At 58.4% G+C, this 25,032-nt stretch carries 22 protein-coding genes; 9 read left to right on the forward strand and 13 right to left on the reverse strand.

Annotation, left to right across the window (positions count from 1 at the left end; genetic code table 11):
- The first annotated feature begins 122 nt into the window (after positions 1 to 122).
- The 6 genes from AC0IXS_RS16740 (at position 123) to AC0IXS_RS16765 (ending at position 5,318) form a co-directional block, all read left to right on the forward strand.
- Positions 123 to 401 (forward strand): polyhydroxyalkanoic acid system family protein, encoded by a 279-nt coding sequence (locus AC0IXS_RS16740; RefSeq protein WP_004882685.1) that lies wholly within the window; start codon positions 123 to 125, stop codon positions 399 to 401.
- 160 nt (positions 402 to 561) lie between these two features.
- A complete protein-coding gene (locus tag AC0IXS_RS16745) occupies positions 562 to 1,035 on the forward strand; it encodes a phasin family protein (protein WP_191954562.1) in 474 nt (157 codons plus the stop codon).
- Between the two features lie 10 nt (positions 1,036 to 1,045).
- On the forward strand, positions 1,046 to 1,831 hold the full coding sequence (locus AC0IXS_RS16750; protein WP_057409725.1) for a phasin family protein: 786 nt from the start codon (positions 1,046 to 1,048) through the stop codon (positions 1,829 to 1,831).
- 605 nt (positions 1,832 to 2,436) lie between these two features.
- Entirely contained in the window at positions 2,437 to 3,120 is a 684-nt protein-coding gene (locus tag AC0IXS_RS16755; RefSeq protein WP_057409724.1) for a YcaO-like family protein, read from the forward strand.
- Complete coding sequence (locus AC0IXS_RS16760) at positions 3,117 to 3,629, forward strand: YcaO-like family protein (protein WP_057409723.1); 513 nt, start codon at positions 3,117 to 3,119, stop codon at positions 3,627 to 3,629. The genes AC0IXS_RS16755 and AC0IXS_RS16760 overlap by 4 nt, the downstream gene beginning before the upstream one ends.
- A gap of 12 nt (positions 3,630 to 3,641) precedes the next feature.
- Complete coding sequence (locus AC0IXS_RS16765; protein WP_122668657.1) at positions 3,642 to 5,318, forward strand: ATP-binding cassette domain-containing protein; 1,677 nt, start codon at positions 3,642 to 3,644, stop codon at positions 5,316 to 5,318.
- A gap of 66 nt (positions 5,319 to 5,384) precedes the next feature.
- Here the strand turns inward: AC0IXS_RS16765 and AC0IXS_RS16770 are convergent, their stop codons facing one another.
- The 10 genes from AC0IXS_RS16770 to AC0IXS_RS16815 all read right to left on the reverse strand — a co-directional run bounded on the left by AC0IXS_RS16770 (position 5,385) and on the right by AC0IXS_RS16815 (position 18,358).
- Positions 5,385 to 5,999 (reverse strand): TetR/AcrR family transcriptional regulator, encoded by a 615-nt coding sequence (locus tag AC0IXS_RS16770; protein WP_057409721.1) that lies wholly within the window; start codon positions 5,997 to 5,999, stop codon positions 5,385 to 5,387.
- A gap of 80 nt (positions 6,000 to 6,079) precedes the next feature.
- Positions 6,080 to 7,765, reverse strand: a complete 1,686-nt coding sequence (gene phaC, locus AC0IXS_RS16775) for a class II poly(R)-hydroxyalkanoic acid synthase (protein ID WP_057409720.1) — start codon at positions 7,763 to 7,765, stop codon at positions 6,080 to 6,082.
- A gap of 165 nt (positions 7,766 to 7,930) precedes the next feature.
- On the reverse strand, positions 7,931 to 8,788 hold the full coding sequence (gene phaZ / locus AC0IXS_RS16780) for a poly(3-hydroxyalkanoate) depolymerase (RefSeq protein ID WP_004882678.1): 858 nt from the start codon (positions 8,786 to 8,788) through the stop codon (positions 7,931 to 7,933).
- Positions 8,789 to 8,920: 132 nt separating this feature from the next.
- Positions 8,921 to 10,600 carry a class II poly(R)-hydroxyalkanoic acid synthase gene (gene phaC, locus AC0IXS_RS16785; protein WP_004882677.1) on the reverse strand — a complete coding sequence of 560 codons (1,680 nt, stop codon included), beginning with the start codon at positions 10,598 to 10,600 and terminating at the stop codon, positions 8,921 to 8,923.
- 371 nt (positions 10,601 to 10,971) lie between these two features.
- Positions 10,972 to 11,349, reverse strand: coding sequence for a gamma-butyrobetaine hydroxylase family protein (locus tag AC0IXS_RS16790; protein WP_057409719.1), 378 nt, complete (start codon positions 11,347 to 11,349; stop codon positions 10,972 to 10,974).
- A gap of 74 nt (positions 11,350 to 11,423) precedes the next feature.
- The gene (gene hslU, locus AC0IXS_RS16795; RefSeq protein ID WP_043304179.1) at positions 11,424 to 12,761 is read right to left on the reverse strand and encodes an HslU--HslV peptidase ATPase subunit; all 1,338 of its coding nucleotides are present in this window, start codon (positions 12,759 to 12,761) and stop codon (positions 11,424 to 11,426) included.
- 41 nt (positions 12,762 to 12,802) lie between these two features.
- Positions 12,803 to 13,333, reverse strand: a complete 531-nt coding sequence (gene hslV / locus AC0IXS_RS16800; protein ID WP_004882674.1) for an ATP-dependent protease subunit HslV — start codon at positions 13,331 to 13,333, stop codon at positions 12,803 to 12,805.
- A gap of 212 nt (positions 13,334 to 13,545) precedes the next feature.
- Complete coding sequence (locus AC0IXS_RS16805; RefSeq protein ID WP_057409718.1) at positions 13,546 to 14,241, reverse strand: SPOR domain-containing protein; 696 nt, start codon at positions 14,239 to 14,241, stop codon at positions 13,546 to 13,548.
- 1 nt (position 14,242) lies between these two features.
- Positions 14,243 to 15,979: an arginine--tRNA ligase gene (gene argS, locus AC0IXS_RS16810; protein WP_057409717.1), complete on the reverse strand. Its 1,737-nt coding sequence runs from the start codon at positions 15,977 to 15,979 to the stop codon at positions 14,243 to 14,245.
- A gap of 159 nt (positions 15,980 to 16,138) precedes the next feature.
- The gene (locus AC0IXS_RS16815; protein WP_057409716.1) at positions 16,139 to 18,358 is read right to left on the reverse strand and encodes a primosomal protein N'; all 2,220 of its coding nucleotides are present in this window, start codon (positions 18,356 to 18,358) and stop codon (positions 16,139 to 16,141) included.
- Between the two features lie 165 nt (positions 18,359 to 18,523).
- Between AC0IXS_RS16815 and rpmE the strand changes: the two genes are divergently transcribed.
- From rpmE to AC0IXS_RS16830, 3 genes are all read left to right on the forward strand, one after another.
- On the forward strand, positions 18,524 to 18,745 hold the full coding sequence (gene rpmE / locus AC0IXS_RS16820) for a 50S ribosomal protein L31 (RefSeq protein ID WP_004888228.1): 222 nt from the start codon (positions 18,524 to 18,526) through the stop codon (positions 18,743 to 18,745).
- Positions 18,746 to 18,758: 13 nt separating this feature from the next.
- On the forward strand, positions 18,759 to 19,553 hold the full coding sequence (locus AC0IXS_RS16825; protein ID WP_191957209.1) for a thermonuclease family protein: 795 nt from the start codon (positions 18,759 to 18,761) through the stop codon (positions 19,551 to 19,553).
- Between the two features lie 183 nt (positions 19,554 to 19,736).
- Complete coding sequence (locus tag AC0IXS_RS16830; protein ID WP_004888224.1) at positions 19,737 to 21,005, forward strand: malic enzyme-like NAD(P)-binding protein; 1,269 nt, start codon at positions 19,737 to 19,739, stop codon at positions 21,003 to 21,005.
- Positions 21,006 to 21,145: 140 nt separating this feature from the next.
- Here AC0IXS_RS16830 and AC0IXS_RS16835 read toward each other — a convergent pair whose 3' ends face one another.
- From AC0IXS_RS16835 to AC0IXS_RS16845, 3 genes are all read right to left on the reverse strand, one after another.
- Entirely contained in the window at positions 21,146 to 21,961 is an 816-nt protein-coding gene (locus AC0IXS_RS16835; RefSeq protein WP_191957263.1) for a zeta toxin family protein, read from the reverse strand.
- A 244-nt stretch (positions 21,962 to 22,205) separates the two neighbouring features.
- A complete protein-coding gene (locus tag AC0IXS_RS16840) occupies positions 22,206 to 23,594 on the reverse strand; it encodes a DUF3482 domain-containing protein (RefSeq protein WP_471825212.1) in 1,389 nt (462 codons plus the stop codon).
- Positions 23,587 to 24,966 carry a DUF2868 domain-containing protein gene (locus AC0IXS_RS16845; protein ID WP_057409713.1) on the reverse strand — a complete coding sequence of 460 codons (1,380 nt, stop codon included), beginning with the start codon at positions 24,964 to 24,966 and terminating at the stop codon, positions 23,587 to 23,589. The genes AC0IXS_RS16840 and AC0IXS_RS16845 overlap by 8 nt, the downstream gene beginning before the upstream one ends.
- Positions 24,967 to 25,032 lie beyond the last annotated feature (66 nt).

Consider the following 25,032-nt stretch of genomic DNA (forward strand, 5'->3'; position numbering starts at 1 on the left):
CGGGCCATTCTAATCGTCAAGGCTGGCTTTGTCTTGACAAGGCTCACCGCCAACGCTTTCTTGGATGCAGACGGGTGTATATAGTTGCGCCGCATTTCATACGATCATCAAGGAACTCTCTCATGGCGAAGATAACTGTTGAGCGCCCTCATTCCCTGGGCCGGGAGCAGGCGCGCGAGAAGGCGGAGCAGTTGGTGGAAAAGCTTGCCGACCGGTATGGCCTGGCCCATGAGTGGGTAGGCGACACCGTGAAACTCGAAGGCAAGGGCGCCAAGGGCAAGGTAGAGGTCGAGGACGAGCTGATTCGCATCAATATCGACCTGAACTTCATCCTGTCGACCATGAGCGGCTCGATCAAATCCGAGGTCGAGCGTGTGCTGGACAAGGCACTGGCTGCCTGAGACTGTCCGAGTCGTAATGCCCCGTTTGTCGGGGCTCAGCAGGCCGCCGTGCTCTGCTCCTTTCCTTTCACCCTAGGGTGAGCATTCTAATTTTTCTCCGTAGCTTTGAGCTCATGCCCCTGTGGGGCGGTTCCTTCAACTTTCGAGCATGAGGTGCACCATGGCCAGAGTTACCACCAGGAAAAAAATCGAAGACGAACAGGCTTCCACCTTTTCCGACGTCAAGCTGTATGCCCGCAAGATCTGGCTGGCAGGCCTGGGCGCCTACGCCAAGGTCAATGAGGAAGGTACGCAATACGTCAAAGAGCTGATCAAGACGGGTGAGCAGGCTGAGCAGGAAGCCAAAAAAGTTCTGGATGAAAAGCTTGAAGCCGCGAACAGCGAAATGGACTCGGTCAAGGGCGAAGTGTCCGATGCCAAGGGTCATGTCGAAGCGCAACTCGACCGAATCGAAGGTGCTTTCGACCGCCGCGTCGCAAAGGCCTTGAACCGGATCGGCATCCCGTCTAAACATGATGTTGACACGCTCTCTGCTAAGCTCGATGAGCTGACGGCATTGCTTGAACGTGTCGGGCCCAAGAAGCTCGAACGCTCTGAGCCTAAACGACTCGAACGTTCCGAGCCTGGACAATAAGGAGAGCAGGATGGCTGGCAAGAAAAAGGTAGAGAAAGAAGGCAGCTCCTGGATTGGCGAGGTTGAGAAGTACTCTCGCCAAATCTGGCTGGCTGGTTTAGGCGCTTACTCCAAGATAAGCAATGACGGCAGTAAGCTTTTCGAGACGTTGGTAAAAGACGGCGAAAAGGCTGAGAAGCAGACCAAGGCCGAAGCGCAGAAACAGATCGATGAAGTCAAGGACACCACCAAGGCGGCCAAGTCCCGCGTCGGTGATGTCAAGGACATGGCTTTGGGCAAGTGGAACGAACTGGAAGGTGCGTTCGACAAGCGTCTGAACAGCGCCATTTCGCGTCTGGGTGTGCCGAGCCGTAACGAAGTCCAGGCACTGCACAGCAAGGTTGACCAGTTGACTCAGCAGATCGAGCAACTGACCGGCGCCAAGGCTCGTCCGGTTGCGCCGCGCGCTGCTGCCGCGCCCAAGCCTGCTCCCAAGACCACGGCCAAACCGCTGAAAGCAGCGGCCAAAACCGTCGCCAAGACAGCAGACAAGGCTGCGGATAAAGCAGCAGCGGCCAAGCCTGCGGCCAGAAAGGCGGCCGCCAAGCCGCTTGATGCTGCCGAGAAAGCGGCGTCCAAAACGGCCAGCAAGGCCAAGGATGCTGCCAAGCCAGCCGCCAAACCGGCTGCGCCGAGAAAGCCGGCAGCCAAAAAGGCCGCAGCACCCAAGCCAGCCGCCTCGGCCACGGCAGACAGCCCGAAACCGGCTGCCGCGCCAACGCCTTCACCGGAAGCACCCGCCAACCAGCCTTCGTAAGAAGACCGGAAACGCCAAGGCCCGACCTGCTCAGCAGGTCGGGCTTTTTGTTGTGCAGCGCTTACTGATAGTCCTTGTGGAGGCTCTACTTTCCACGTCCGGCAAGATCTTAAATAGATTGCTTACAGGTCTCGGTGCATGTGTGAAGAAAACGGATGGTCGGCACTCAGTTGGATCGTCCGTCTGTAAAGTTACTGATGAATTTAAAATAATAAGACAGTGTCTGTTTAGCCATTCCTACAGTGATTTGCTTGATTGTTCATGGGTTTAAGCTTGGTGTCCTACATGGCCAAGGAATTATCCTACAGTTTTGTCGGACTGCAGGGCGTCCAAAGGGTCTATGAGGAGTCTGGTGTCGATGTTACTAATATCTCACTCGCACAGCGTGTACGAGTAAGGTGATTGTCACCACTACTTAAAATCTTATGGAGCAATAATAATGGGAAGACGTCGTTCGGAAATTTCAATTGACCCGATGAATCAAAGTCAAGATGCGCTGGGTCATCTCCTGCCGAGTGAAAATCAATTCTATTCTATTGATTGATTCGGTATCGCTGTAAGGCAGGCTTGGGGTATTCCCCAAGCCTTTCAAATCAGGAGTTTTTATGTTTGAGCGAGAGTACGTGCCTGCGGCAGCGAGAGATAAAATCTTGCAAGCGACTTCTTCTTTGTCGTTGTCTGCTTCACTAGAGTACGAGAATTCATCAAAAACAGTTGCAACCTGTGTACTCAGTGATAATGAGGGTAGGGTGGTAAGCGAGGGCGCGGGGAAAGGTTATCATTGCGACATTGGTGCATTGGCTGAAAGCATTGAACACTATGCATTGAGCTACGATTGGTCTCGGCATCTCGTAGAGTCTGCTGTGAAAACGGTTCGTCTTCAACCTTTGCTCAACATGGATGGGTTGGTTGCTAACCTTCCAAGTGACTGTTCGGTTATTAATTGTGTGACGTTGACCGATATGCAGTCCGGTGCGCCTGTGCTGCTTCCGGCAGTGCTTCAAATGCCACATATACCGCTTACAGGAAAAGCCTGTATGCAGGCGGAGCTCTCATTTCTTAATAAATACTCTTCGAACTCAGGCATTGCGTTTGGTTGTTCACGGCCTGAGGCGCTTCTTCACGGTCTCAATGAAGTTGTAGAGCGGCACGTGCTTTCAAAAATCTTTATGTCGCTGTGTGGTCAGCATGAGCGATTAATGCTGGCATCTGTAAGCGCAGACGTACTGGATGATATTTTCTACAAAGTATCCGATTTTCGGTCCGCCGTTGAAACGATGAAGCGATGAAAATATTAATCGTGAAAACAATTTATGGCGTTTATTTTAGTATGGCCATGCCGAAGAGGCCGGATGGAAGATACCCGATTTGCCCAATAGGATCGGGCTGCTCGGTGGACCCTAGGGTCGCTATAAAACGAGCCGCTTCTGAGCTTCTGCAAACGACTCAGCTTTTTGATGCGTCTGAAAAAGCAACTGACTTTAGGGCCTATGCATTGATGCATAAAGTGCCTGCGCTACAACCACTGTTGCAGTTGGAAGTGATTAGGAATATTGATCTACCCTGCAAACGACTCACCCCGCCTGTGCAAATGTCAGTGACTGACCAAGTGAGTCATGTGATAAAAAAAGTTTCGAGTACAGGGCTGAGGATTCTTAGTCGTACGGTGCTGTCTTTTGAAAATGGCTGTGCAGTGACGCAGATTTATGTTCCCGGGTTGGAGAGGTTTAACTTGATTAGAGCGGGCCTGCCAGTCGTTCCGCAACACTTACTGCATGCGAATAAGTCATTGCAATAAAAGGTGTGTGCCATGATTGCTTTTTTAAAAGAAACGCTTCGTTCAAAACGAACGCTTTTTATCGGCGCAACGGGCATGACCGTTCTCGTAAAGGTGTCTGTGTTAATTCCCGCTCTGTTGTTAGGGAAGATTATTGATACGTTTTCTACATCACCTCAGGTTGACGCAACCTACAGTTTTTTTCTATTGATTATGTTGTGCGTTGCTACTGCTCTTCAGTCAGTTTTTCATCCCTTGCAAACCTACCAGCTTGTGAAACTCGTACAGATCATTCTGAAGGAAAAGTCCGTTCTGTGGACAGCAAAGATTCTGCAAAAAGAATTCGAACAGTTCTCATCTCTACGCCTCGGTGGGTTGATAAAGTCGTTGGAGAGAGGAATAACTGCACATGAAAAATTTCTGACATTCGTCATCACGGCAGGGCTGCCCTTAATAATCGAGTTGGCGTTAATTGCTGCTATTTTTTCGCTTGTCGGGGGCGTAACTATATTTTTTGCTCTTTTGGGTGTGTCAATTGTCTATATGTTTATTTATCGCTGCCTGGTAAACTGGCGGCGTCCTTTTCTAACGGCTGTCAACGAACTAGAGGACGCCGTGTCCTCAAAGCTTTTTGAGGCGTTTCAGGCCGGGAAGATAATAAAACTTGAGCAGGCCTGCGATCAAGCGCCTGAACAGTTGTATGCGAGTTATGCAGGTTATGCGCAAGCTGCTACAAAAGTCGCCAGCACGGGAGCCCTTCTGGGTGCTGTAAAGATTTTGTACCTTGGACTGTCAGTCGCAGGATTGTTAGCCTGGGGTGTCTATGATCAACTGTCGGTTTCACCAAGGCTGACGGTCGGCGACCTGGTCGCTGTATTTTCGATCGCCGGGATGCTATTGAATAATTTCAGCGCATTGGCAGAAGCGTATAGAGCACTTGATCAATTTCGAGTTGACAAAGAAAAGCTGGAAAAAACGTTGCTGTTGGATGACGTGATAACGTGTTCTCAGCAATCTGTTCTTCGTCATCTCTCCAGCCTGAGTCTGTCGCGCGTAGAAGGGGTTACAGACAAACTGTTGCGTTTTCAGTCTGATCAATCCGTCGCGATAATCGGGCCAAGCGGTGGAGGTAAAACCACGCTTTTGGAAACATTGGCCGGTACACTGAGATCTAAACGTCAGCATCTCAGTGCCAACGACTTGCCCCTGCATCCCTCAGGTATCGAGGAATACCTAAGTCGTGTTCGCTACTGCCCGCAAAGCCCTGTTTTTCTAGAGGGCTATATTCGCCAGTCTGTTTTTTTTGGATATGAAATATCTTCGTTAGCGGCGTCGGCAATTGAGTCGTTAGAATTGCACGAACTGGCAAAAAGCACCTATATCGCAGAGGGTGCCAAAAATATTTCTGGCGGAGAGGCGAAAAGACTTTCGTTACTTAGGCTGATCAACCGACCTGGAGATTTTAACCTCTTCGACGAGCCAACAGCTTCATTAGACCAAGAGACGGGGGTACGTGTCTGGGAAATATTATTCACTCATTTTCAGCATAAGGGATTGATCTGTGCAACTCACGATCTTGCAGCGCTGCCTTTTTTCGATCGTGTGATTGTTATGAAGCAGGGATCTGTCATTGCTGACGGGGTATGGAGCGACCTTGAAGGTGATCTTAGGGTGTTAGACGTGCTGAACGAAGTCGTTTCTTCCGAATAGCTATAGCGCATCAGGTCGCGTACAAAGCATCAATCGTAAAGCAACTTGCTTCCCAGCCTTCAATCCTCACCGCCCCAGATACTCCATCGCAATCTGCTCGGCTGCCTGCCTCGAGGTGGGCAGCAGGTGCGGGGTGACGAGCATCATGATCTGGTACACCACCACCCGCACGTCACCTTCACGGCCAAGAATGCGCTGGTAATCCAGCGAGAACAGCAGGGTCATGGTGATCTGCTCCACCAGTTGCCCCAGCGCCTGGGTTTCGCTGACCAGTTGGCCCTGGGATTTCAGGCGGGCCAGCAGTGAGGCCAGGGTGCGTTTGAGTGAGTTGAGCAGGTTGCGGATGCCACGCGCCAGCTTTGGCAGACGTCCGGCGAGGTTGGACAGGTCCTGAAACAGAAATCGGTAGTGCGACAGGCGCTCGACGATCAGGTGCAGGAACACCCAGTAGTCTTCGGCACTGAGCCTTGCATCGGCGGGCGGGTCGAGCAGAGGGGCAAGTTCGGTCTGGAAGCGTTCGAACAGACCCAGAATCAGCGGCTCCTTGCCGTGAAAGTGGTAGTACAGATTGCCAGGGCTGATGCCCATTTCGTTGGCGATTTCCAGCGTCGAGACGTTGGGTTCGCCCTGTTGATTGAACAGCGTCAGTGCACATTCGAGGATACGGTCGCGGGTTTTCATCCAGTCTTCTTGTTCGAGAATCCAACGTCATCAGGAGGCAAGGGGCGCACCGCACAGTGTTGCCCCTTCAGGTCAGGCCATCAGCGCATGTGCACGTAGGTGCCCGGCGCGGCTTCCATCGGCGGGTACTTGGCGTTGCCCAGTTCCATGCGGGTCTCGCGCTCACTGCCGGAACGCTCCTGAATCCAGGTCAGCCATTCTGGCCACCAACTGCCTTCGTGGTTCTGGGCGTCGTAATACCAGGCGCGCGGGTCGCCGCTGAGCTTGCCGTTCTCTACGTAATTGGCTTTCGGATTGCCCGGCGGGTTGAGGATGCTCTGCACGTGACCACTGTTGGACAGCAGGAAACGACGCTCGCCGCCCAGTAGCAGGGTCGAGCGATAGACCGAATCCCAAGGGGTGATGTGGTCGTTGATGCCGGCGACGCTGAAACTGTCCACTGTGACTTTCTGCAGATCGATAGGCGTACCGCAGACCTCCAGTCCGCCCGGATGGCTGAGCGGGTTGTGCTTGAAGAAATCCAGCAGGTCGCCGTGCAGCGCGGCTGGCAGACGTGTGGTGTCGTTGTTCCAGTAGAGAATGTCGAACGGCGGTGGTGCCTTGCCCAGCAGGTAGTTGTTGACCCAGTAGCTCCAGATCAGGTCGTTGGGCCGCATCCAGGCAAATACTCGGCTCATGTCGCTGCCCTCCAGCACACCCCGCTGATAGGAGCGACGTTTGGCGGCTTCCAGTGCTTCTTCGTCAATGAACAGCGTGGCCGGGCTTTCGATCTGGCTGTCCAGCAGGCTGACCATGTAGGTCGCGCTTGCCACCCGCCGTATCTGGCGCTTGGCCTGCAAATGGCCCTGCAGCGCAGCGATGGTCAGGCCACCGGCGCAGGCTCCGATGATATTCACTTCACGGGCACCGGTGATTGCCCGGCACACATTCATCGCTTCTTCGGTGGCTTCCACGTAACTGGACAAGCCCCATTCCCGATGCCGCACGTCCGGGTTGCGCCAACTGATCACGAAGGTCTGCAGGCCATTCTTGAGTGCGTATTGCACAAAGCTGTTGGTGGGGCTCAGGTCGAAGATGTAGTACTTGTTGATCTGCGGCGGGACAATCAGCATCGGTCGGCTGAACTGCTTTTCGCTCATCGGCTTGTACTGGATCAGCTCAAGCATTTCGTTGCGAAACACCACGGCACCGGGTGTTGCCGCCACAGTCCGACCAATTTCAAACGCGTCTTTGGTGGTCTGGCTGGGCAAGCCGTTGTTGTGCAGCAGATCATCGGCCATGTGGCTCAGACCCTTGATCAGGCTGGTGCCGCCGGAATTGAACAGCTCCTTGACCGCCAGCGGATTGAGCAGGGTGTTGGTCGGCGACAGGGCATCGTTGAGCAGGTTGAACAGAAAATGCGCCCTTGCCCGGTCATCCTTGGACAGGTCGCAGTCATCGATCCAGCGTTTGACCTGGTGCTGCCAGCTCAGATAAGCCTGCAAGCCACGACGGTACAGCGGGTTGAGGCTCCAGGTCGGGTCGGCGAAACGGCTGTCGCGCGGGTTGGGCGGATGCGGCGTCTCGCCCAGCAGCATCACGCGCCCCAACTGACCGCCCAGCGTCAGGGCGTGGCGGGCGCTGCGAAAGGGATGGCGCAAGCCTTGGGTAGCGACACTGCGCAGGGTGGAAAAAAGATCGCGTCCGCGCAGGCCGGTCACGGCGCTTTGCACGTTGATGAAGGTGGCCGGCGTCATTTCGGCAACCTTCGTTGGTTTTTCTTGCATGAGGGCAACACTCCTTCGTCAAGCCATCAACTCATGGACTGGCGCAGGCCCCGTCGCGGCGGCCTGCGTCGTTCTGCGCGGTTCGACACTCCTGTCTCTGGCGCAGTCGGTGAAGCTTTTTTTGTTCGCGAAGCGTTCCAGTGCCTTCGACCGTGACGGACGGATTCAGCGCGCTCTGGGAGGTACAGGTTGCGGGTGCATGACTGCGCGTTGTCGTTCCTGTTGCAGAAAACTCATGATGATGGGAGCCACGGCTTCGGCTCGAGTGATCAGGAACAAATGCCCGTCATCGATTATGTGTAGCTGGGCATTGGGTATCCGCCAAGCCAACAGGCGCATATTGACCAACGGGATCAATGGATCGTCATCACCCGCCAGCACCAGCGTCGGCTGATGAATCTTGTGCAGCCAGTGGATACTGGTCCAGCCCATGCCTGCGAATAGCTGCCAGTAGTAACCGAGCTTGCCGGACGAGCGGACCTTCGCCGCATGGTTGGCCGCCAGATGAGGGTCGCGACGGAACGCACCACCATAGATTTCCGGTGCGATACGGATCACGTGCGAAGGCTGGATGTACCGGCGCGGACTTGCCATCAGCCACAGCACCCGTGGCTTGCCGGGCACCATCGCCATACCGGCCGCAGTCGCGGCCAGCACCAGCTTCTTGCAGCGTTCGGGGTAGTCGTGGGCGAACTGCTGTGCCAGCGCACCGCCCCACGACACGCCAATCGCATTCACCTGCCCGTAGTCCAGATAATCGAGCATGCGCGCGGCCAGCTTCGCCAGGCCCGGAAAGCGGTAGGGACGTTTGGGTGTGGAGGAGCCGCCGACGCCTGGCACGTCGAACGCGATGACTTCCAGATCCGGGTCCAGCGCGTCGACGAACGGAAACACCAGCTCGAGGTTGGCACCGATGCCGTTGAAGATCAGCAGCGGCGTCAAATGGCTCTTGCCGGGTCGCACAGCGGTGCGAATAGTGTGACCGTCCAGGTCGATGGAGCGAAATACAAACGGTTGAGGCATGCGCAAAGCCCTGTTGGTTAAACCGCTGGGAAAGCTGTCCTGCGTTTCGACCAGATCGTACGTCTGTCATTCGCCTAACGAGCACTGCCGGTCACTTCCATAGTGAACGGCAGTGCGCCTTCTTCCTTGAGTCTAGCGTTCGTGAACGTAGGTGCCGGGTGCCGCTTCGCCTGCCGGGAATGTTTTATTGCCAAGTGTTGTGGGCGCTTTCTTGAGCTTGCCCGAACGCTCGGTCTGCCATGCCTGCCAGTGCAGCCACCACGAGTCTGTGTGCTTGGTACCGTTTTCTTGCCATTCGTCTGGCGTGGCCGGCAACTCGGTGTTGGTCATGTAGCGCGACTTGGGATTGCCCGGCGGGTTGAGAATGCTCTGGATGTGCCCGCTGCTGGACAGCACGAACTCGGTCTTGCCGCCGAACAGACGGGCGGACTTGTAGCAGGACGGCCACGGCGTGATGTGGTCATTGGTGCCTGCCAGACAGAACACATCGGTGGTCACCTGTTTCAGGTCGATCGGTGTGCCACAGACTTCCAGCGCGTTCGGGCGGGTCAGCGGATTGTTCTTGAACATCTCGATCAGGTCGCCGTGAAAGGCCGCCGGCAAACGCGTGGTGTCGTTGTTCCAGAACAGGATGTCGAAGACCGGCGGTTCATTGCCGAGCAGGTAGTTGTTGACCCAGTAGTTCCAGATCAGGTCATTGGGCCGCATCCACGCGAACACCTTGGCCATGTCCCGGCCTTCCAGCACGCCCGCCTGATACGAATGACGCTTGGCAGTTTCCAGCGTCTGCTCATCGACGAACAGGGCGACATCGGTGTCCAGCGTGGTATCCAGCACGCTGACCAGCAGGGTCATGGCGTTGATCTTCTGCTCGCCGAGGGCTGCGTAATGGCCCAGCAGGGCGGTGCAGGTAATGCCGCCGGAACAGGCGCCCAACACGGTCAGGTCCTTGCTGCCGGTGATCGCCAGGACTACGTCCACCGCTTCCTTCAGCGCCTCGATGTAGGTCGACAGGCCCCACTCGCGCTGGGCCTTGGTCGGGTTGCGCCAACTGATGATGAACGTCTGCACATTGCTGCGCAGACAGAAGCGCGCCAGGCTCTTTTCCGGGCTCAGATCGAAGACGTAGAACTTGTTGATCTGCGGCGGAATCACCAGCAGTGGCTTTTCGTGGACCTGCTCGGTGATCGGCTTGTACTGGATCAGCTCCAGCACATCGTTGCGAAACACCACCGCACCTTCGGTCGTACCGAGGTTCTTGCCCACCTCGAACGCGTCCATGTTCACTTGGCTGGGCATGCCACCGTTGTGCACCAGGTCTTTGGCGAGGTGTGACAGGCCGTCCAGCAGGCTTTTGCCACCGGTTTCAAAGAAGCGCTTCACGGCGGCAGGGTTGGCTGCCGAGTTGGTGGGCGACATGGCTTCGGTCATCAGATTGATCACAAAGTGAGCACGGCTGACGTCCTGCGGGGTGAGATTGCTACCGCCAATCCAGTCATGCAGCTCCTTGCGCCAGGCAAGGTAGGTCTGCAGATAACGGCGATACAGCGGGTTCTGGCTCCAGGCCGGGTCGGCAAAGCGTCGATCGTCCGGGGACGGCTGCAGAGCGGATTTGCCGAACACCACCTTTCTGAGTTCGGTACCCAGATGAGCGACATGCTTGAGGCTGTGGATCGGTTGTCTGATGGCCTGGCGTAGCACCATGCGTGCGGTGGTCAGTAGGTCCTTGCGACGCAAGCCCACCACCGGATTGAGATTCAAGGTGTGTTCAGAGGCCTGGCGCTGCAGGTCATCGTCTTTCGTGTTACTCATCTACGACGCTCCGTTGTCCTGAGACGAGTACCGCAACTACTTCCCTGTGAACCAGTGACACAGGCGAATAGCCGGTACTACTGCTCGTGTGACCTAAGATGGCTTGGCAGCCAATTTCCCGATTTTCACGCAGGCTACCGCGAAGGCATCTGAACAGCTGCGCTTCGTGTAACCACTCCTTGCATACCGCGTCTGCGCATCGGATCGATGCGGAGGAAATTGCCAATGCCATTGGTTACGCGAGATTTCAAAAAATCGCAAGCGGCGTCAGTCATTGGCCGCTGCGCGGAATATTGAAACAAATTCGATTAGAAAGCGCGTCCTAAAACGGCAGATGGCGTGCCAGAGCGGCTGGGGCGGGGTTTTGCGGGTCAGAGCATGAGTTTGACGACGTGCTCGGAAGGATCGCGGGACTTGCCGGCTTTTTCCAGCTCCTGAAGATAATCCGCCCACAAGGCTTCCTGACGCACGGCCAGTTCGTGGAGGTATTGCCAGGTGAACAGGCCGCTGTCATGACCGTCGTCGAAGGTCAGTTTCAGCGCGTATTGCCCGGCCGGCTCGACTTTCGTCAGGCCTACATTCAGTTTGCCGTGTTGCAGAATCGGTTTGCCGTGGCCCTGAACTTCGGCGGAAGGAGAATGCACCCGCAGCAGCTCGGCAGGCAGGTGATATTCCTCACCGGACGCGTATTTGAGCGTCAGGGTCTTCGAGGCCTTGTGCAACTGAATGGCGCTGGGGATTGGGCTCATGGATTCCGGTTTCGATGTTCAAGGCGATGCATGCACAGGAGCGTTTTTCGACGCCCCTGTGCAATCTGGCAGGCTTACAGGATGTAACGCGACAAATCTTCGTCCTCGGCCAGTTCGCCCAGGTGACTGTTGACGTAGTCGGCATCGATGGCGATCGGCGCAGCGTCCGGGCTGGAGGCCATATCGCCTGCGCTGAACGACACTTCCTCAAGCAGGCGCTCAAGCAGCGTGTGCAGGCGACGGGCACCGATGTTCTCGGTCTTCTCGTTGACCTGCCAGGCGATTTCCGCCAGGCGCTTGATGCCTTCGGGCTTGAATTCGATATTCAGGCCTTCGGTCTTGAGCAGCGCGCAGTACTGCTCGGTCAGCGATGCGTGCGGCTCGCTGAGGATGCGTTCGAAGTCTTGGGGCGACAGGGCCTTGAGTTCGACGCGAATCGGCAGACGACCCTGAAGCTCGGGCACCAGATCGCTCGGCTTGCTGAGGTGGAACGCGCCCGAGGCAATGAACAGGATGTGGTCGGTCTTGACCATGCCCAGCTTGGTGTTGACCGTGCAGCCTTCGATCAGCGGCAACAGGTCGCGCTGAACGCCTTCGCGTGACACGTCTACGCCACCGGAATTGCCGCGCTTGGCCACCTTGTCGATTTCGTCAATGAACACGATACCGTGCTGCTCGACGGCTTCCAGCGCCTTGACCTTCAACTCTTCGTCGTTGACCAGACGGCCCGCTTCTTCTTCACGGACCAGCTTGAGCGCTTCCTTGACCTTGAGCTTGCGGCTCTTTTTCTTGCCTTTGCCCATATTGGCAAACAGGCTCTGAAGCTGGTTGGTCATCTCCTCCATGCCGGGTGGCGCGGAGATATCGACGCCCACGGCTTCGTTGATTTCGATCTCGATTTCCTTGTCATCCAGCTGACCTTCGCGCAGGCGCTTGCGGAACAGCTGGCGAGTGTTGGAATCGTTGGTCTGCACCGGGTCTTCGTTGAACCCGACACGGGCCGGTGGCAGCAGGGCATCGAGAATGCGGTCTTCGGCAGCATCTTCGGCACGATGGCGAACCTTGACGATTTCCTGCTCGCGCAGCAGCTTGATCGCAGCGTCCGCCAGATCACGGATGATCGACTCGACATCGCGGCCGACATAGCCGACTTCAGTGAACTTGGTCGCTTCGACCTTGATGAACGGCGCGTTGGCGAGCTTGGCCAGGCGACGGGCGATTTCGGTCTTGCCGACACCGGTCGGGCCGATCATCAGAATGTTCTTCGGCGTCACTTCGACGCGCAGCTCTTCAGGCAGCTGCATGCGGCGCCAGCGGTTGCGCAGGGCAATCGCAACGGCGCGCTTGGCATCGTCCTGGCCGATGATATGGCGGTTGAGTTCGTGGACGATTTCGCGGGGAGTCATGGACATAATGATTGACGGTCCTCTAGCGCAAACAAGCCGAGAGCGGCTTATTCGGCGAGGTCCTGCTCCTCAATGGTGATGTTGTGGTTGGTGAACACGCAAATGTCGCCTGCGATGTGCAGGGAGGTTTCCGCGATTTCGCGTGCCGACAGATCGGTCTTGAGCAGCAGGGCGCGTGCGGCGGCCTGAGCGAATGCACCGCCGGAGCCCATCGCGATCAAACCGTCTTCCGGTTCGACGACATCGCCGTTGCCGGTGATGATCAGCGAGGCGTCCTTGTTGGCAACGGCCAGCATGGCCTCCAGACGGCTCAGCGAGCGGTCGGTGCGCCAGTCCTTGGCCAGTTCGACGGCTGCCCGCACCAGATGGCCCTGGTGTTTTTCCAGTTGGCCTTCAAAGCGCTCGAACAGCGTGAATGCATCTGCGGTAGCGCCAGCGAACCCGGCAATCACTTCGCCGTGGTACAGGCGACGCACTTTCTTGGCGTTGCCTTTCATGACGGTATTGCCCAGGGAAACCTGGCCGTCGCCAGCCATGACGACTTTGCCGTGACGGCGCACTGAAACGATGGTGGTCAAGGGGAGAGTCTCCACGCAGCGGGGCGAAAATGCCCTGATGCAGACTCATATGGGGGTGGGGTCGGGTATTTCAACCGTTGGGGGTGAATGGCTGTCTCAACACTGATCGTGCCCATCGCTCTGCGTGGGAACGATCATCGATCAGTGTCGAGGCGGGCTTGTGTATAACGATGAGCGCTCCGCATGCGCACTATCGACTATTGGTGCGCGCCCTACCGGCTCTGACGCTGCTGCAACAACAGGTTACTAAATCCGCCACCCGCCAGTTGTTTCTGGGCCGTGGTCAGTTGTTCGCGGTTGCTGAACGGGCCGACCAGAACGCGGTACCAGGTCTCGTCCTTCACTGTGCCGGATTCGACCGTTGCCGTCTGGCCCAGCAGGATGATCTGCGCACGGACTTTTTCAGCGTCGGCCTGCTTGCGGAACGAGCCCGCCTGCAGGAAGAACGTAGTCACCGCTGCCGGTTTGGTGGCCGTGACCGGAGGCGCTGGCGGTGGCGTCAGACCGCTGAGCGCAGCCTGGGCACGGGCCGTGTCGATCTTGGCGGCCTGCTCCGGCGTAACCGGGGCGGTCGGCGCGACTGCAGGTGGCGTCTTTTCAGGCACCGCTTCGTTCGGCACGATCACTTCCGACTCGGGCAGCAAGGTGTAGAAGTCGTACTTGGGTTTGACCGGCGCCGTCGGGCTCGGCGGCGTCTTGTTCGCCTCGGCGATCTTCGCGGCCTTGGCGTCAGCCTTGACTCGCTTGATGTCGTCGCCGCCGGGTTCGAGCTTCATCAGGAAGACAACGAATGCGCCTACGGTCAAACCAATGACCAGCCACAACCATCCTGGAATCGGCTGCTTGGCGGGTGCCTGATAACGGCTGGCGCCGCGCTTGGGTGCCGGTTTCTTCTTCGCAACTGCCAACTTACATACGCTCCAGAGTTTCCAGACCCAACAGATCCAGGCCTTGCTTGAGGGTGCGACCGGTCAGCGCTGCCAGACGCAGGCGGCTCTGTTGCTGATCGGGATTTTCGGCACCAAGGATCGGGCAGTTTTCGTAAAAGCTCGAAAACAGACCCGCAAGGTCATACAGGTAAGCACAGAGTACGTGAGGCGTGCCTTTTTCTGCGACGTTATTCAGGGTTTCGGTGAATTGCGCCAGGCGAGCCGCCAGCTCCTGCTCCTGTGGCGCTTCCAGCACGATCTTGCCTTTGCTGGCGTCGAACGGCGTGCCCAGCTTGCGGAATACGCCAGACACGCGGGTGTAGGCGTAGAGCAGGTAAGGCGCGGTGTTGCCTTCGAAGCTCAGCATCTGGTCGAAGTTGAAGCTGTAGTCGCTGGTGCGGTGCTTGGACAGGTCGGCGTACTTCACTGCGCTGATACCCACCGCCTTGGCAATACTGCGCAGTTCGGCTTCCGCGACTTCGGGATTCTTTTCTTTCACCAGCGTGTAGGCGCGCTCTTCGGCTTCGTCGAGCAGGTCGATCAGCTTGACCGTGCCGCCATCGCGCGTCTTGAACGGACGGCCGTCGGCGCCGTTCATGGTGCCGAAGCCCATGTGCTCCAGCTGCATGCCTTCATGAACGAAGCCTGCGCGGCGCGCCACCTCAAATACTTGCTGGAAGTGCAGCGCCTGACGCTGGTCGACGAAGTAGAGCGCACGGTCAGCCTTGAGCACCTTGCTGCGATAACGAATGGCGGCCAGGTCAGTGGTGGCGTACAGATAGCCGCCACCGGCCTTCTGCACGATCACCGGCAGGGGCGTGTCTTCTGCGGTGCGGAATTCTTCGAGGAACACGCACAGCGCGCCATTGCTTTCCACCAACAGGCCAGCGGCCTTCAAGTCGCTGACCACATTGGCCAGATCATCGTTATAGGCGCTTTCGCCCATGACATCGGCCGGGGTCAGATTGACGTTGAGGCGCTCGTAGGTCTTCTGGCAGTGCGACAGCGAGATCTCGTTGAAGCGTTTCCATAGCGCGAGGCACTCGGCATCGCCGCCCTGCAACTTGACCACCAGCCCGCGAGCGCGCTCGGCGAACTCTTCGGATTCGTCGAAGCGCTGCTTCGCGGCGCGGTAGAAGTTTTCCAAGTCAGACAGTTCGTCACTGGTCGCCGGTTTTTCCTGAAGATACGCCAGCAGCATGCCGAACTGGGTACCCCAGTCGCCGACATGGTTCTGGCGAATGACAGTGTCGCCCAGAAAAGCGAGGACGTTGGCTACGCCGTCACCAATGATGGTCGAGCGCAGGTGGCCGACGTGCATTTCCTTGGCCAGGTTCGGTGCCGACAGGTCGACCACCACACGCTGCGCCGGGCCTGCCTTGCGTACCGAAAGCTGCGGGTCGGCCAAGGCTGTGTCCAGACGCGCGGCCAGGGCCTGAGTGTTCTGGAAGAAATTCAGAAAGCCGGGACCTGCGATTTCCACCTTGCTGACCTGCTCATCGGCGGGCAGCGCGGCAATCAGCTTTTCAGCCAGATCACGCGGCTTCATCCCGGCAGGCTTGGCGAGCATCATCGCGATATTGCTGGCGAAGTCCCCGTGGGTCTTGTCGCGAGCGTTCTCTACCTGAATCGCCGGCGTCAGCCCTTCTGGCAAGACGCCCTCAGTGACGAGACGGGTCAGGGCTTGTTGGATCAGCTGACGAATGGTGTCTTTCATGATGCTCTCTTCGACCGCAAGCGCGGTGGCGCCTGGATGCGCGGGTGGAAAAACTCCGCATTATCCGTTGCTCAAGCCGTGTTGCCAACCGTGTTGGTTTTCAGGCCCGTAACTGTGCAGCCGCGTCCCACAAAAGCCGCGTTTATTCGCGTAGACAGCTCAGTACAGATCCACCGGATCCACATCCAGCGACCAGCGGACCTGCCTGCCACTGGGCATCTGCTCCAGGACAATCAGCCACTGGCTCAGCAATTTGTGCAGCGGCGCGCGGGCGCTGGACTGCAGCAGCAGTTGCGCGCGATACCGTCCGGCACGGCGCTCCATGGGGGCGGGCACCGGGCCTAGCAGTTCGATGCCGCCCAGGCTCATGCCCGCCAATAGTCGTTCGGCTTCACTGCAAGCCTGATCCAGAAACTCCTCGGCTTGCCCCGGCTTGTGCGCTTCGGCGCGCAGCAATGCCAGGTGCGAGAACGGCGGCAGTCCGGCGGAGCGGCGTTCGCTCAGGGCCTGCTCGGCGAACGCGAAATAGCCCTGTTCGGTGAGCTGGATCAACAGCGGATGGTCGGCCAGGTGCGTCTGGATGATTACCTTGCCCGGCTCTTCGGCCCGGCCTGCGCGCCCGGCGACCTGCACGATCAGTTGTGCCATGCGCTCGCTGGCCCGGAAGTCGCCGGAGAACAGCCCACCGTCAGCGTCCAGAATGGACACCAGCGTAACGCGGGGGAAGTGGTGACCTTTGGCGAGCATCTGGGTACCCACCAGAATGCACGGCTGGCCGCGCTGGATGGTCGCGAACAACTGGTTCATCGCATCCTTGCGCGAGGTGCTGTCGCGATCAACGCGCAGCACCGGGTAATCCGGAAACAGAATCGCCAATCGTTCTTCAGCGCGCTCGGTGCCCGCGCCGACCGGTCGCAGATCCACCTTGCCGCAGGACGGACACTGACGCGGCACCCGTTCAACGTATCCGCAGTGGTGACAGCGCAGTTCGCCAGATCGCTGGTGCACGGTCATGCGCGCATCGCAGCGCTGACAGCCGGACATCCAGCCACAGTCGTGGCACAGCAAGGTCGGTGCAAAACCACGGCGGTTGAGGAACACCAGCACTTGCTGGCCTGCCGCGAGCGTCTGGCCGATGGCCTGTTGCATCGGCCCGGAGATACCGCTGTCCAGTGGACGACTCTTTACGTCCAGGCGCAGAAAACGCGGTTGTTGTGCGCCACCGGCGCGTTGATTCAGGCGCAGCAGGCCGTAACGACCGGTGTAGGCGTTGTGCAGGCTTTCCAGCGATGGCGTCGCCGAGCCGAGCACAATCGGGATGTTTTCCTGACGGGCACGCACCAGCGCCAGATCGCGTGCGTGATAGCGCAGACCTTCCTGCTGTTTATAGGAACCGTCGTGCTCTTCGTCGATGATGATCAGGCCCGGGTTCTTCATGGGCGTGAACAGCGCCGAACGGGTGCCGATAATAATGTCGGCTTCGCCGTCGCGCGCCGCCAGCCAGGCGTCCAGTCGCTCGCGGTCGTTGACCGCCGAATGCACCAGCGCAATACGTGCATTGAAGCGCTGTTCGAAGCGCGCCAGGGTCTGCGGCCCCAGGTTGATTTCCGGAATCAGTACCAGCGCCTGCTTGCCGGCTTCCAGCGTCTCGCGGATCAACTGCAGATAGACTTCGGTCTTGCCGCTGCCCGTCACGCCCGCCAGCAGAAACGCATGGAAGCTGTCGAACCCGGCGCGAATGGCTTCATAGGCGGCGCGCTGTTCGGTGTTGAGCGGCAATTCCGGCTGGGCCAGCCAGTGTTCATGTCGCGCAATGGGCGCGTGGCTGCGCACCTCGACGTACACCAGTTCCTTGGCCAGCAACAGGTTGAGGCTGTCTTTATTAAGCATCAGCTTGCTGAGCAGTTGATGCGCTACGCCATGGGGATGCTGGGCGAGGGTGGTCAGGGCTTCGCGCTGCTTGGGCGCGCGGGCGATGCGCGAGTCGTCGACGCTGGCGCCGGGTGATACGTGCCAGAAGCGTTCCTGGCGGGTTTCGGCCAGTTCGCCCTGACGCAGCAACACCGGCAACGCCCAGCTCAGGGTGTCGCCCAGGCTGTGCTGATAATACTGGGACGTCCACAGGCACAGCTTGAACAGCGCAGGAGGCAGTGGCGCCTGGCTGTCCAGCAAGGCAATGGCCGGTTTCAATTTGTCAGCGGGTACTTCGCTGTGATCCACGACCTCGACCAGAATGCCGATCATTTCCCGTCGACCAAATGGCACTCGCAACCGCATGCCGGGCTGCAGGGCGCTGCGCGACACGCCAGCGGGGGCGCGGTAATCGAACAGGCGGCGAAGCGGCGAGGGCAGGGCAAGGCGCAGGATGGCGTCGGGCACGCGGTGTTTCCCTGTGTCGGTCGTGGGCGATGGGCGATCTTAGCAGACGACCGGTGCAAAGGTTCGCTTGCGTCGTTTTGATTGTCTGATACTATCCACGGCCTATTTCCGTGCGGTATTCAACAATAGTGTTGGGTGGCGGCACGCTAGACTGAGGAAGTACCGATGAAAGCTGATATCCATCCAGTTTACGAAGCCATTGACGCAACCTGCAGCTGCGGCAATGTCATCAAGACCCGTTCCACTCTCGCCGGCCCTTTGAGCCTCGACGTGTGCAACGAGTGCCACCCGTTCTACACTGGCAAGCAGAAGACGCTTGACATTGGCGGCCGTGTCGACAAGTTCAAATCCCGTTTCGGTGCGTTCGGCGCAACCAAAGCGAAGTAAGACTGGCTGCCTCATGGGCATTTCCAGACTGCTTGAAAAGACGCCCCTTGTGGGCGTCTTTTTTATGTCCGCGATTTGGCTGGCCGACGCGCAGGCGTTCTGCCCCGCACCGAATGGTTTGCCGGTTGCGAAGGTGCAGCGGGTGGTGGATGGCGACACCCTGCGCCTGAGCGATGGCCGCAGCGTGCGAATGATTGGTCTCAATACCCCCGAGACCGGCAAGCGTGGTCAATCCGCCGAGCCGTTTGCCGAAGCGGGCAAGCGACGTCTGCAAGCGCTGGTCAAAGACAGCGGCGGTCAGGTCCGCCTGCAGATCGGTCAGCAGGCCAAGGATCGCTACGGTCGTACGCTGGCCAACGTCTACAGCCGCAACGGCACCAACCTGGAAGCGCAGCTGCTCAGCGAAGGGCTCGGCTATCTGGTCGCCTTTGCACCCAATACGGCGCTGGTCGATTGCCAGCAGAGCGCCGAGCGTCAGGCGCGTCAGGCCAGACTGGGGCTGTGGCGCAACTCTCCGGTGCAATCTGCCAACCGGATCAAAAAAGGCGGCTTTGCCGTCGTGACCGGTCGCGTGAAGAGCGTTCAGCGCAATCGCGGCGGCGTCTGGATCGAACTCGACGGTTCATTGGTGTTACGCGTTGCCCCTGACCTGCTGTCTGCCTTCGATGTGGCGAAGCTTGAAAGGCTCAAGGGTCAACAGATCGAGGCGCGGGGCTGGGTGGTGGACCGTTCCCGGCGCGGTGGTCTACAGTCAGGACAGGCTCGCTGGTTGATGCCGCTGACCCACCCGGCCATGCTCAACCCCTAGGCATCGTCTGCAATCCCGGGCCTTTCGACGAGCGGTTCGGCTTTTTGTGTTTCCAGTGCCTTAGCGGAAAGTCTAACTTCTCGCCCCTTGACAGCAGTGACTGGTCAGTCTTGTTAGGACTATGCATCTTGCGTATCCTCGGCGGTCCGTCTGTCCCACAGTAAAAAAAGCGGAATCCAATACATGTCAGATTTGAAAACTGCCGCGCTCGATTACCATGCCAATCCCCGTCCAGGGAAGCTGAGCGTAGAACTCACCAAGCCGACCGCAACCGCTCGTGACCTGGCTCTGGCCTACAGCCCTGGCGTTGCTGAACCCGTGCGTGAAATTGCCCGTGACCCCGAGCTGGCTTACAAGTACACCGGCAAAGGCAACCTGGTAGCAGTTATCTCCGATGGCACCGCAATCCTCGGCCTCGGTGATCTGGGCCCACTGGCCTCCAAGCCGGTTATGGAAGGCAAAGGGGTTCTGTTCAAGCGTTTCGCCGGTATCGACGTTTTCGATATCGAAGTCGATTCCGAAAGCCCGCAGGCCTTCATCGACACCGTCAAGCGCATCTCGATCACTTTCGGCGGCATCAACCTGGAAGACATCAAGGCACCTGAGTGCTTTGAAATCGAGAAAGCGCTGATCGAACAGTGCGACATCCCGGTATTCCACGATGACCAGCACGGCACCGCTATCGTGACCGCAGCCGGCATGATCAACGCACTGGAAATCGTCGGCAAATCCCTCGAGACCGCGAAGATCGTCTGCCTGGGCGCTGGCGCTGCCGCCATCTCCTGCATGAAGCTGCTGGTGAGCATGGGCGCGAAGATCGAAAACATCTTCATGATCGACCGCACCGGCGTGATCCACTCTGGCCGCACTGACCTGAACCAGTACAAGGCTGTGTTCGCTCACGCCACCGAGAAGCGCACGCTGACCGATGCACTGGAAGGTGCTGACGTGTTCGTGGGTCTGTCCGGTCCTAACCTGCTGAGCGCTGAAAACCTCAAGCTGATGGCCAAGGATCCAATCGTGTTCGCCTGCTCGAACCCTGATCCGGAAATCTCCCCGGAACTGGCTCACGCCACTCGCAGCGACGTGATCATGGCGACCGGCCGTTCGGACTACCCGAACCAGGTCAACAACGTACTGGGCTTCCCGTTCATCTTCCGTGGTGCTCTGGACGTTCGCGCCAAGCGCATCAACGAAGAAATGAAGATCGCCGCAGCCAACGCCCTGCGCGAACTGGCCAAACTGCCGGTTCCTCAGGAAGTGTGCGACGCCTATGGCGGCATCAAGCTGGAATTCGGTCGTGAGTACATCATCCCGAAACCAATGGACACCCGCCTGCTTGGGCGTATCGCCGAAGCAGTCGCCAAGGCCGCCATCGAAAGCGGCGTGGCCACTCTGCCATATCCGAAGCATTACCCGCTGACCAGCGTGGACGACGTGTTCAAGGGCTGATTCCTTGAAGCAATAAAAAAACCCGCAGAGATGCGGGTTTTTTATTGAGCGGTCGCTGTCAGGCGTTTTTAACCTGCGCGATGATCTCGTTCTGGCGCTTGGTCGCCTCAGTCAGAACAGCACTGTAAATACGCTTTTTTTCATCGGACTTCGCGTTGCGAATGAATTCCGCGAAAGAATTCTTGGCCTTCTCGGCGTGCGGATTTGGAAGCTTCATTGACTGGCTCCTGAGGTGAGACGTTTTCCAGCGCAGCTGCCAGCTCATCGCGGGTATAGCGCTCGGGGATATGGTAGTCAATCCTGTCCACGCCCGCCTTGTAAAGGCGGGCTGAGTTATCTATGTGCTTTAGAAGAAGATCGACATGCACATGTTTTCCATACTCTAGCTTAAGCGTGTTCACGACGTCACGTGCAGAGAAATATTGCTCGACGAAATGGTCAGCGAGGATACGCCTGCCCTCTGCCTGCTCTCGAGCCTTGACGAACTCCCAGGCAAGCAACGGGTTTTGATAGACATACAGCACTTGAACGTAGCGTCCTTTCTCCAAGGATCTTTCGACATTGCTCCGTGCAATGTCGATTTTTGCAAGCGTCCCATCCAGCAGAAAAGACTGCTGCTGCGATAGTGCCAGATCAATAATCTTGGAAATCAGAATTGAGATGCCACCTTGGAACAGGTACGCGTTACCCCCGGTGTAGAGATCAAATTCAGCGCGTAGCTCGTCTGGGTCTATTCGTAAAATAGACGAGCTTGTAAAGAGATTCAAAAGAGCAATCGACGCTTCTGTCTTACCTGCTCCAGGGGATCCGGACATGAAAACCGATACAGGCTCGTCCTCTGCCGGGTAAAGATCCAGTGAGGTCAGCTTTCTCCCTATAGCCTTCTTGTTTTGCCTCGCGAACTTGATCGCTTCGTTCCAGAGTCTCTTCTCATCATCCGTGAATTCCACCAACACTCCATTTTTCCAGCCTGCCCTCTCGGTACCGAGTAGGAAGCGGTTAGCGACACGATGAAGAGTAGCGGTCGAAATTGAATCTGGAGCACGCAAGTCTGGCCAAAATACTTCAAAAGATATCTGTACAGCCGCCAATAACGTGGTCGCGACCCATTCGTCGATTGTTTGGATGCACACGCCAGGACTCGGAATGCTTTTGGATACTCTGCATTGCGAATCGTGACGAACGGGCATGTTTGACGGCTCACCCCTGCAAAATCACCTCGGCCAACCCATCGATCGCTTCCTGCCGTTCAGCCTGATTCAGCCGCGCACGCGGGTTCAGTGATGACCATTGCGGGTGGGCTCGGGATCGTGACAAAGGTTCGGGCAGCTTGCCCTTACGCCAGGTCTTGTCTTGCGGTGTGGTCAGTTCGATGCTGTTGATTGCCGCGTGGCCTCTGACGCCCAGTGCAAGCAGCAGATGACGTTGTCGCAGTGCGAGCAGGCGCAGTACGGCGTCGTCGACGGTCAGTTCCCGGTGTCCCTTGAGTTTGCCCAGCAGACGTCCGCCGTAGCTGCGGGCGGTCAGCAGGGCACCGCCAGCAATGGCACCCACCAGCGCAGCCGCGCCCAGTGTGACGCCGCCGACCATCAGGTCCACGCCTGCTCCGGCCGCGGCGCCTGCTGCCACGCCGCCGCCGACGCGTACGCCCATCAGCTTGAGGGTTTCAGGGTTGAACAGGTCATCACCCCAGCGACCGTCCATCAACGGCAGCTCGCTGGCGGTTACGTCATCCTTGCGAAACGCATGCAGTTTGAGCATCGCTTCGACGCACTGCTGTTCACGCTGACGGACCGCCTGACGTAATGCTTCGATGGCCTGTTTCTCCTGATCAGGCGTGGTTTCCACGCTGCGCCGACAGGCTGCGCAGTCGATCAGCATTTGCGCGATCAGACGCGCTGCGCTGTGGCGTTTGGCCTGACGCTGTTTCTCCTGATCCTCGATCAGACGCTCCAGCTGCGGACGTGCGCTTTCCAGCATGAGCGCCAGACTTTCATATAGCCGCCGCCCGCCGTCCTCAGGAGGGGCGACGCTGTCGAAACGCACCAGCGCATGCAGACCGAGACGTGAGAGGGCTTCGCGCCACTCAGGCTCGCGGTGTTGCTGCGCGCTGACGAAATTGAGCACTGGCAGCAAGGGTTTCCCGCAACTGGCGAGCACGGCCAGTTCGTCGCGGTATTTGGACAGCACCGGTTCGCGGGCATCGATGACATACAGACCCGCATTCGAATCGAGCAACTGTCGCAGCACTTTGGCTTCCTGCTCGAAGCGTTGGCGAGCTTCGCTGCCTTCCAGAAAGCGCGCGAGCCTTGCCGGGCCGTCCAGCCGTTCACCGGGGCGGTCCAAACGCTCCAGATAGTCGAGCAGGGCGATGGCATCTTCCAGGCCAGGCGTGTCGTACAACTCGACCGTGGCCTGGCCGTCCACCGAGAGACGAGCACCTTCGACATGCCGTGTGGTGCTAGGGCGATGGGACACTTCGCCGAACGTCACATCGCCCGTCAGGGTGCGCAGCAAGGAGGTCTTGCCCACATTGGTGTGGCCGACCACGGCAAGCTTGATGGGGCCGGACTTGTGCGCATCACTCATGACCTGTCTCCAGCCAGCTCATGGGCAGATGGTCTGCCCAGGGCAATTGCAGTTGATCCAGCGCGACATGCCAGTCATCCAGCCGCTCGGGGTCCAGGGTTTGTCCGGCGGGCGCAGGCAGCAGCCAGACTCTGGTTGCTCCAGCGCAGCGCGCCAGTTCTGCGATCAGCGCAAGGCTGCCGCGATCCGGCGAGCGACGCGGGTCACAGGCAACCAGCAGGCGTGCGGGCGGGTATTGAGTCAGTTGTTCCAGCAGTTTGTGGCGCGACTCGCGGCTGTCCAGAACGCCTGCGTTGGCAACGCCAGCGGGCAAATGGGGCGGCCAGACCTGTTGGTCGTCCAGCTCGATGGCCACCAGCAGGGCGCCGTCGCTTTGAGCAATCCCTGCGTCGCGCTGAACCTGATGCAACATTGCGGGCTCGGCATCGTTGACGCCCAGGCGCTCGCTGCTTGGCATCAGCCGTTCGCGCAGTTCAAGGTAATCGGGCTGTTCCAGATCGAGTTGCAGGCCAGCGCGGCCGTTTTTCCAGCGCCACAGGCAAAGCGCGGCCAGCATCAGGCGCGGCAGGATGCCATAGACCAGCAGCACGCCAACCAGCCACGCCGCCCAGGCCTGGCGAGCGTTTTCGATGCTCAATGCACCATTGCCACTGGCACGGATCATGGATTCGTCCGGCACGCTGAAGCCCAGCCAGGCCGGGATCGTACTCAGCGTCTGGGTCAGGCTGACGAACGTGTCGCTGCTCAGAATGGTGGTTTCCCAGACAAAGCCGTAGCGCCGGGTCGACATCAGCATCAACAGCACCACCAGTGCACTGAACAGTGCGATCAGCCACAGGCTGTTGACCACCAGTCCCAATACCCAACGATTCAGGCGTTTGCGTTGCAGCAGCAGAATCAGCGCCGGTGCCAGTTGCGCGGCCTGAGCGTCGCGGGCGAGTTTTTCACTCAGCCATAACCAGAGTCGGCCAAGTCCACTGTTGTTGCGCCCGGCAAAAACCAGACCCAGCGCCCAACTGATCAGCAGAATCAGATTCAAACCGAGCAGGCTGCCCAGCGCCCAGAACACATTGACCGGCGTCTGGCCGTCGCCCATGGCAGCGAAGGCCAGGCCGGCGCCACTCATGACCGCCATCACGGCCAGCGCCATCAGGGCCAGTCGCGCGCCCTGTTTCCAGTGATGCAGCGCGGCAACCATGCCGTCGCGCTCCGCCAGCCACAAGGCTCGCTGAGTGATGCGGGTCGTGAGGTCGCCTTCGCCAGCGCGTGCGCGGCGGTTGGCCTCCTGATCGTCGAGCGTCCCCGCTTGTTTTTCACGCAGGCGCACAGCTTCGGTCAGCCAGAGGGTATCGAGGGGTGTCAGCGCAGTCACACGGCGTCTCTTCAAGGAATTCAGCGGTGAGCATAACCGCTGTCATGGGACTGAGCACGACGTGTA

The organism is Pseudomonas sp. AC016 (assembly GCF_979253365.1).

What these genes read in the sequence shown, in the direction of transcription:
- AC0IXS_RS16740 (WP_004882685.1), top strand. Translation starts at nt 123, where the DNA reads ATGGCGAAGATAACTGTTGAGCGCCCTCATTCCCTGGGCCGGGAGCAG.
- AC0IXS_RS16745 (WP_191954562.1), top strand. Translation starts at nt 562, where the DNA reads ATGGCCAGAGTTACCACCAGGAAAAAAATCGAAGACGAACAGGCTTCC.
- AC0IXS_RS16750 (WP_057409725.1), top strand. Translation starts at nt 1,046, where the DNA reads ATGGCTGGCAAGAAAAAGGTAGAGAAAGAAGGCAGCTCCTGGATTGGC.
- AC0IXS_RS16755 (WP_057409724.1), top strand. Translation starts at nt 2,437, where the DNA reads ATGTTTGAGCGAGAGTACGTGCCTGCGGCAGCGAGAGATAAAATCTTG.
- AC0IXS_RS16760 (WP_057409723.1), top strand. Translation starts at nt 3,117, where the DNA reads ATGAAAATATTAATCGTGAAAACAATTTATGGCGTTTATTTTAGTATG.
- AC0IXS_RS16765 (WP_122668657.1), top strand. Translation starts at nt 3,642, where the DNA reads ATGATTGCTTTTTTAAAAGAAACGCTTCGTTCAAAACGAACGCTTTTT.
- AC0IXS_RS16770 (WP_057409721.1), bottom strand. Translation starts at nt 5,999, where the DNA reads ATGAAAACCCGCGACCGTATCCTCGAATGTGCACTGACGCTGTTCAAT.
- phaC (WP_057409720.1), bottom strand. Translation starts at nt 7,765, where the DNA reads ATGCAAGAAAAACCAACGAAGGTTGCCGAAATGACGCCGGCCACCTTC.
- phaZ (WP_004882678.1), bottom strand. Translation starts at nt 8,788, where the DNA reads ATGCCTCAACCGTTTGTATTTCGCTCCATCGACCTGGACGGTCACACT.
- phaC (WP_004882677.1), bottom strand. Translation starts at nt 10,600, where the DNA reads ATGAGTAACACGAAAGACGATGACCTGCAGCGCCAGGCCTCTGAACAC.
- AC0IXS_RS16790 (WP_057409719.1), bottom strand. Translation starts at nt 11,349, where the DNA reads ATGAGCCCAATCCCCAGCGCCATTCAGTTGCACAAGGCCTCGAAGACC.
- hslU (WP_043304179.1), bottom strand. Translation starts at nt 12,761, where the DNA reads ATGTCCATGACTCCCCGCGAAATCGTCCACGAACTCAACCGCCATATC.
- argS (WP_057409717.1), bottom strand. Translation starts at nt 15,979, where the DNA reads ATGAAAGACACCATTCGTCAGCTGATCCAACAAGCCCTGACCCGTCTC.
- rpmE (WP_004888228.1), top strand. Translation starts at nt 18,524, where the DNA reads ATGAAAGCTGATATCCATCCAGTTTACGAAGCCATTGACGCAACCTGC.
- AC0IXS_RS16825 (WP_191957209.1), top strand. Translation starts at nt 18,759, where the DNA reads ATGGGCATTTCCAGACTGCTTGAAAAGACGCCCCTTGTGGGCGTCTTT.
- AC0IXS_RS16830 (WP_004888224.1), top strand. Translation starts at nt 19,737, where the DNA reads ATGTCAGATTTGAAAACTGCCGCGCTCGATTACCATGCCAATCCCCGT.
- AC0IXS_RS16840 (WP_471825212.1), bottom strand. Translation starts at nt 23,594, where the DNA reads ATGAGTGATGCGCACAAGTCCGGCCCCATCAAGCTTGCCGTGGTCGGC.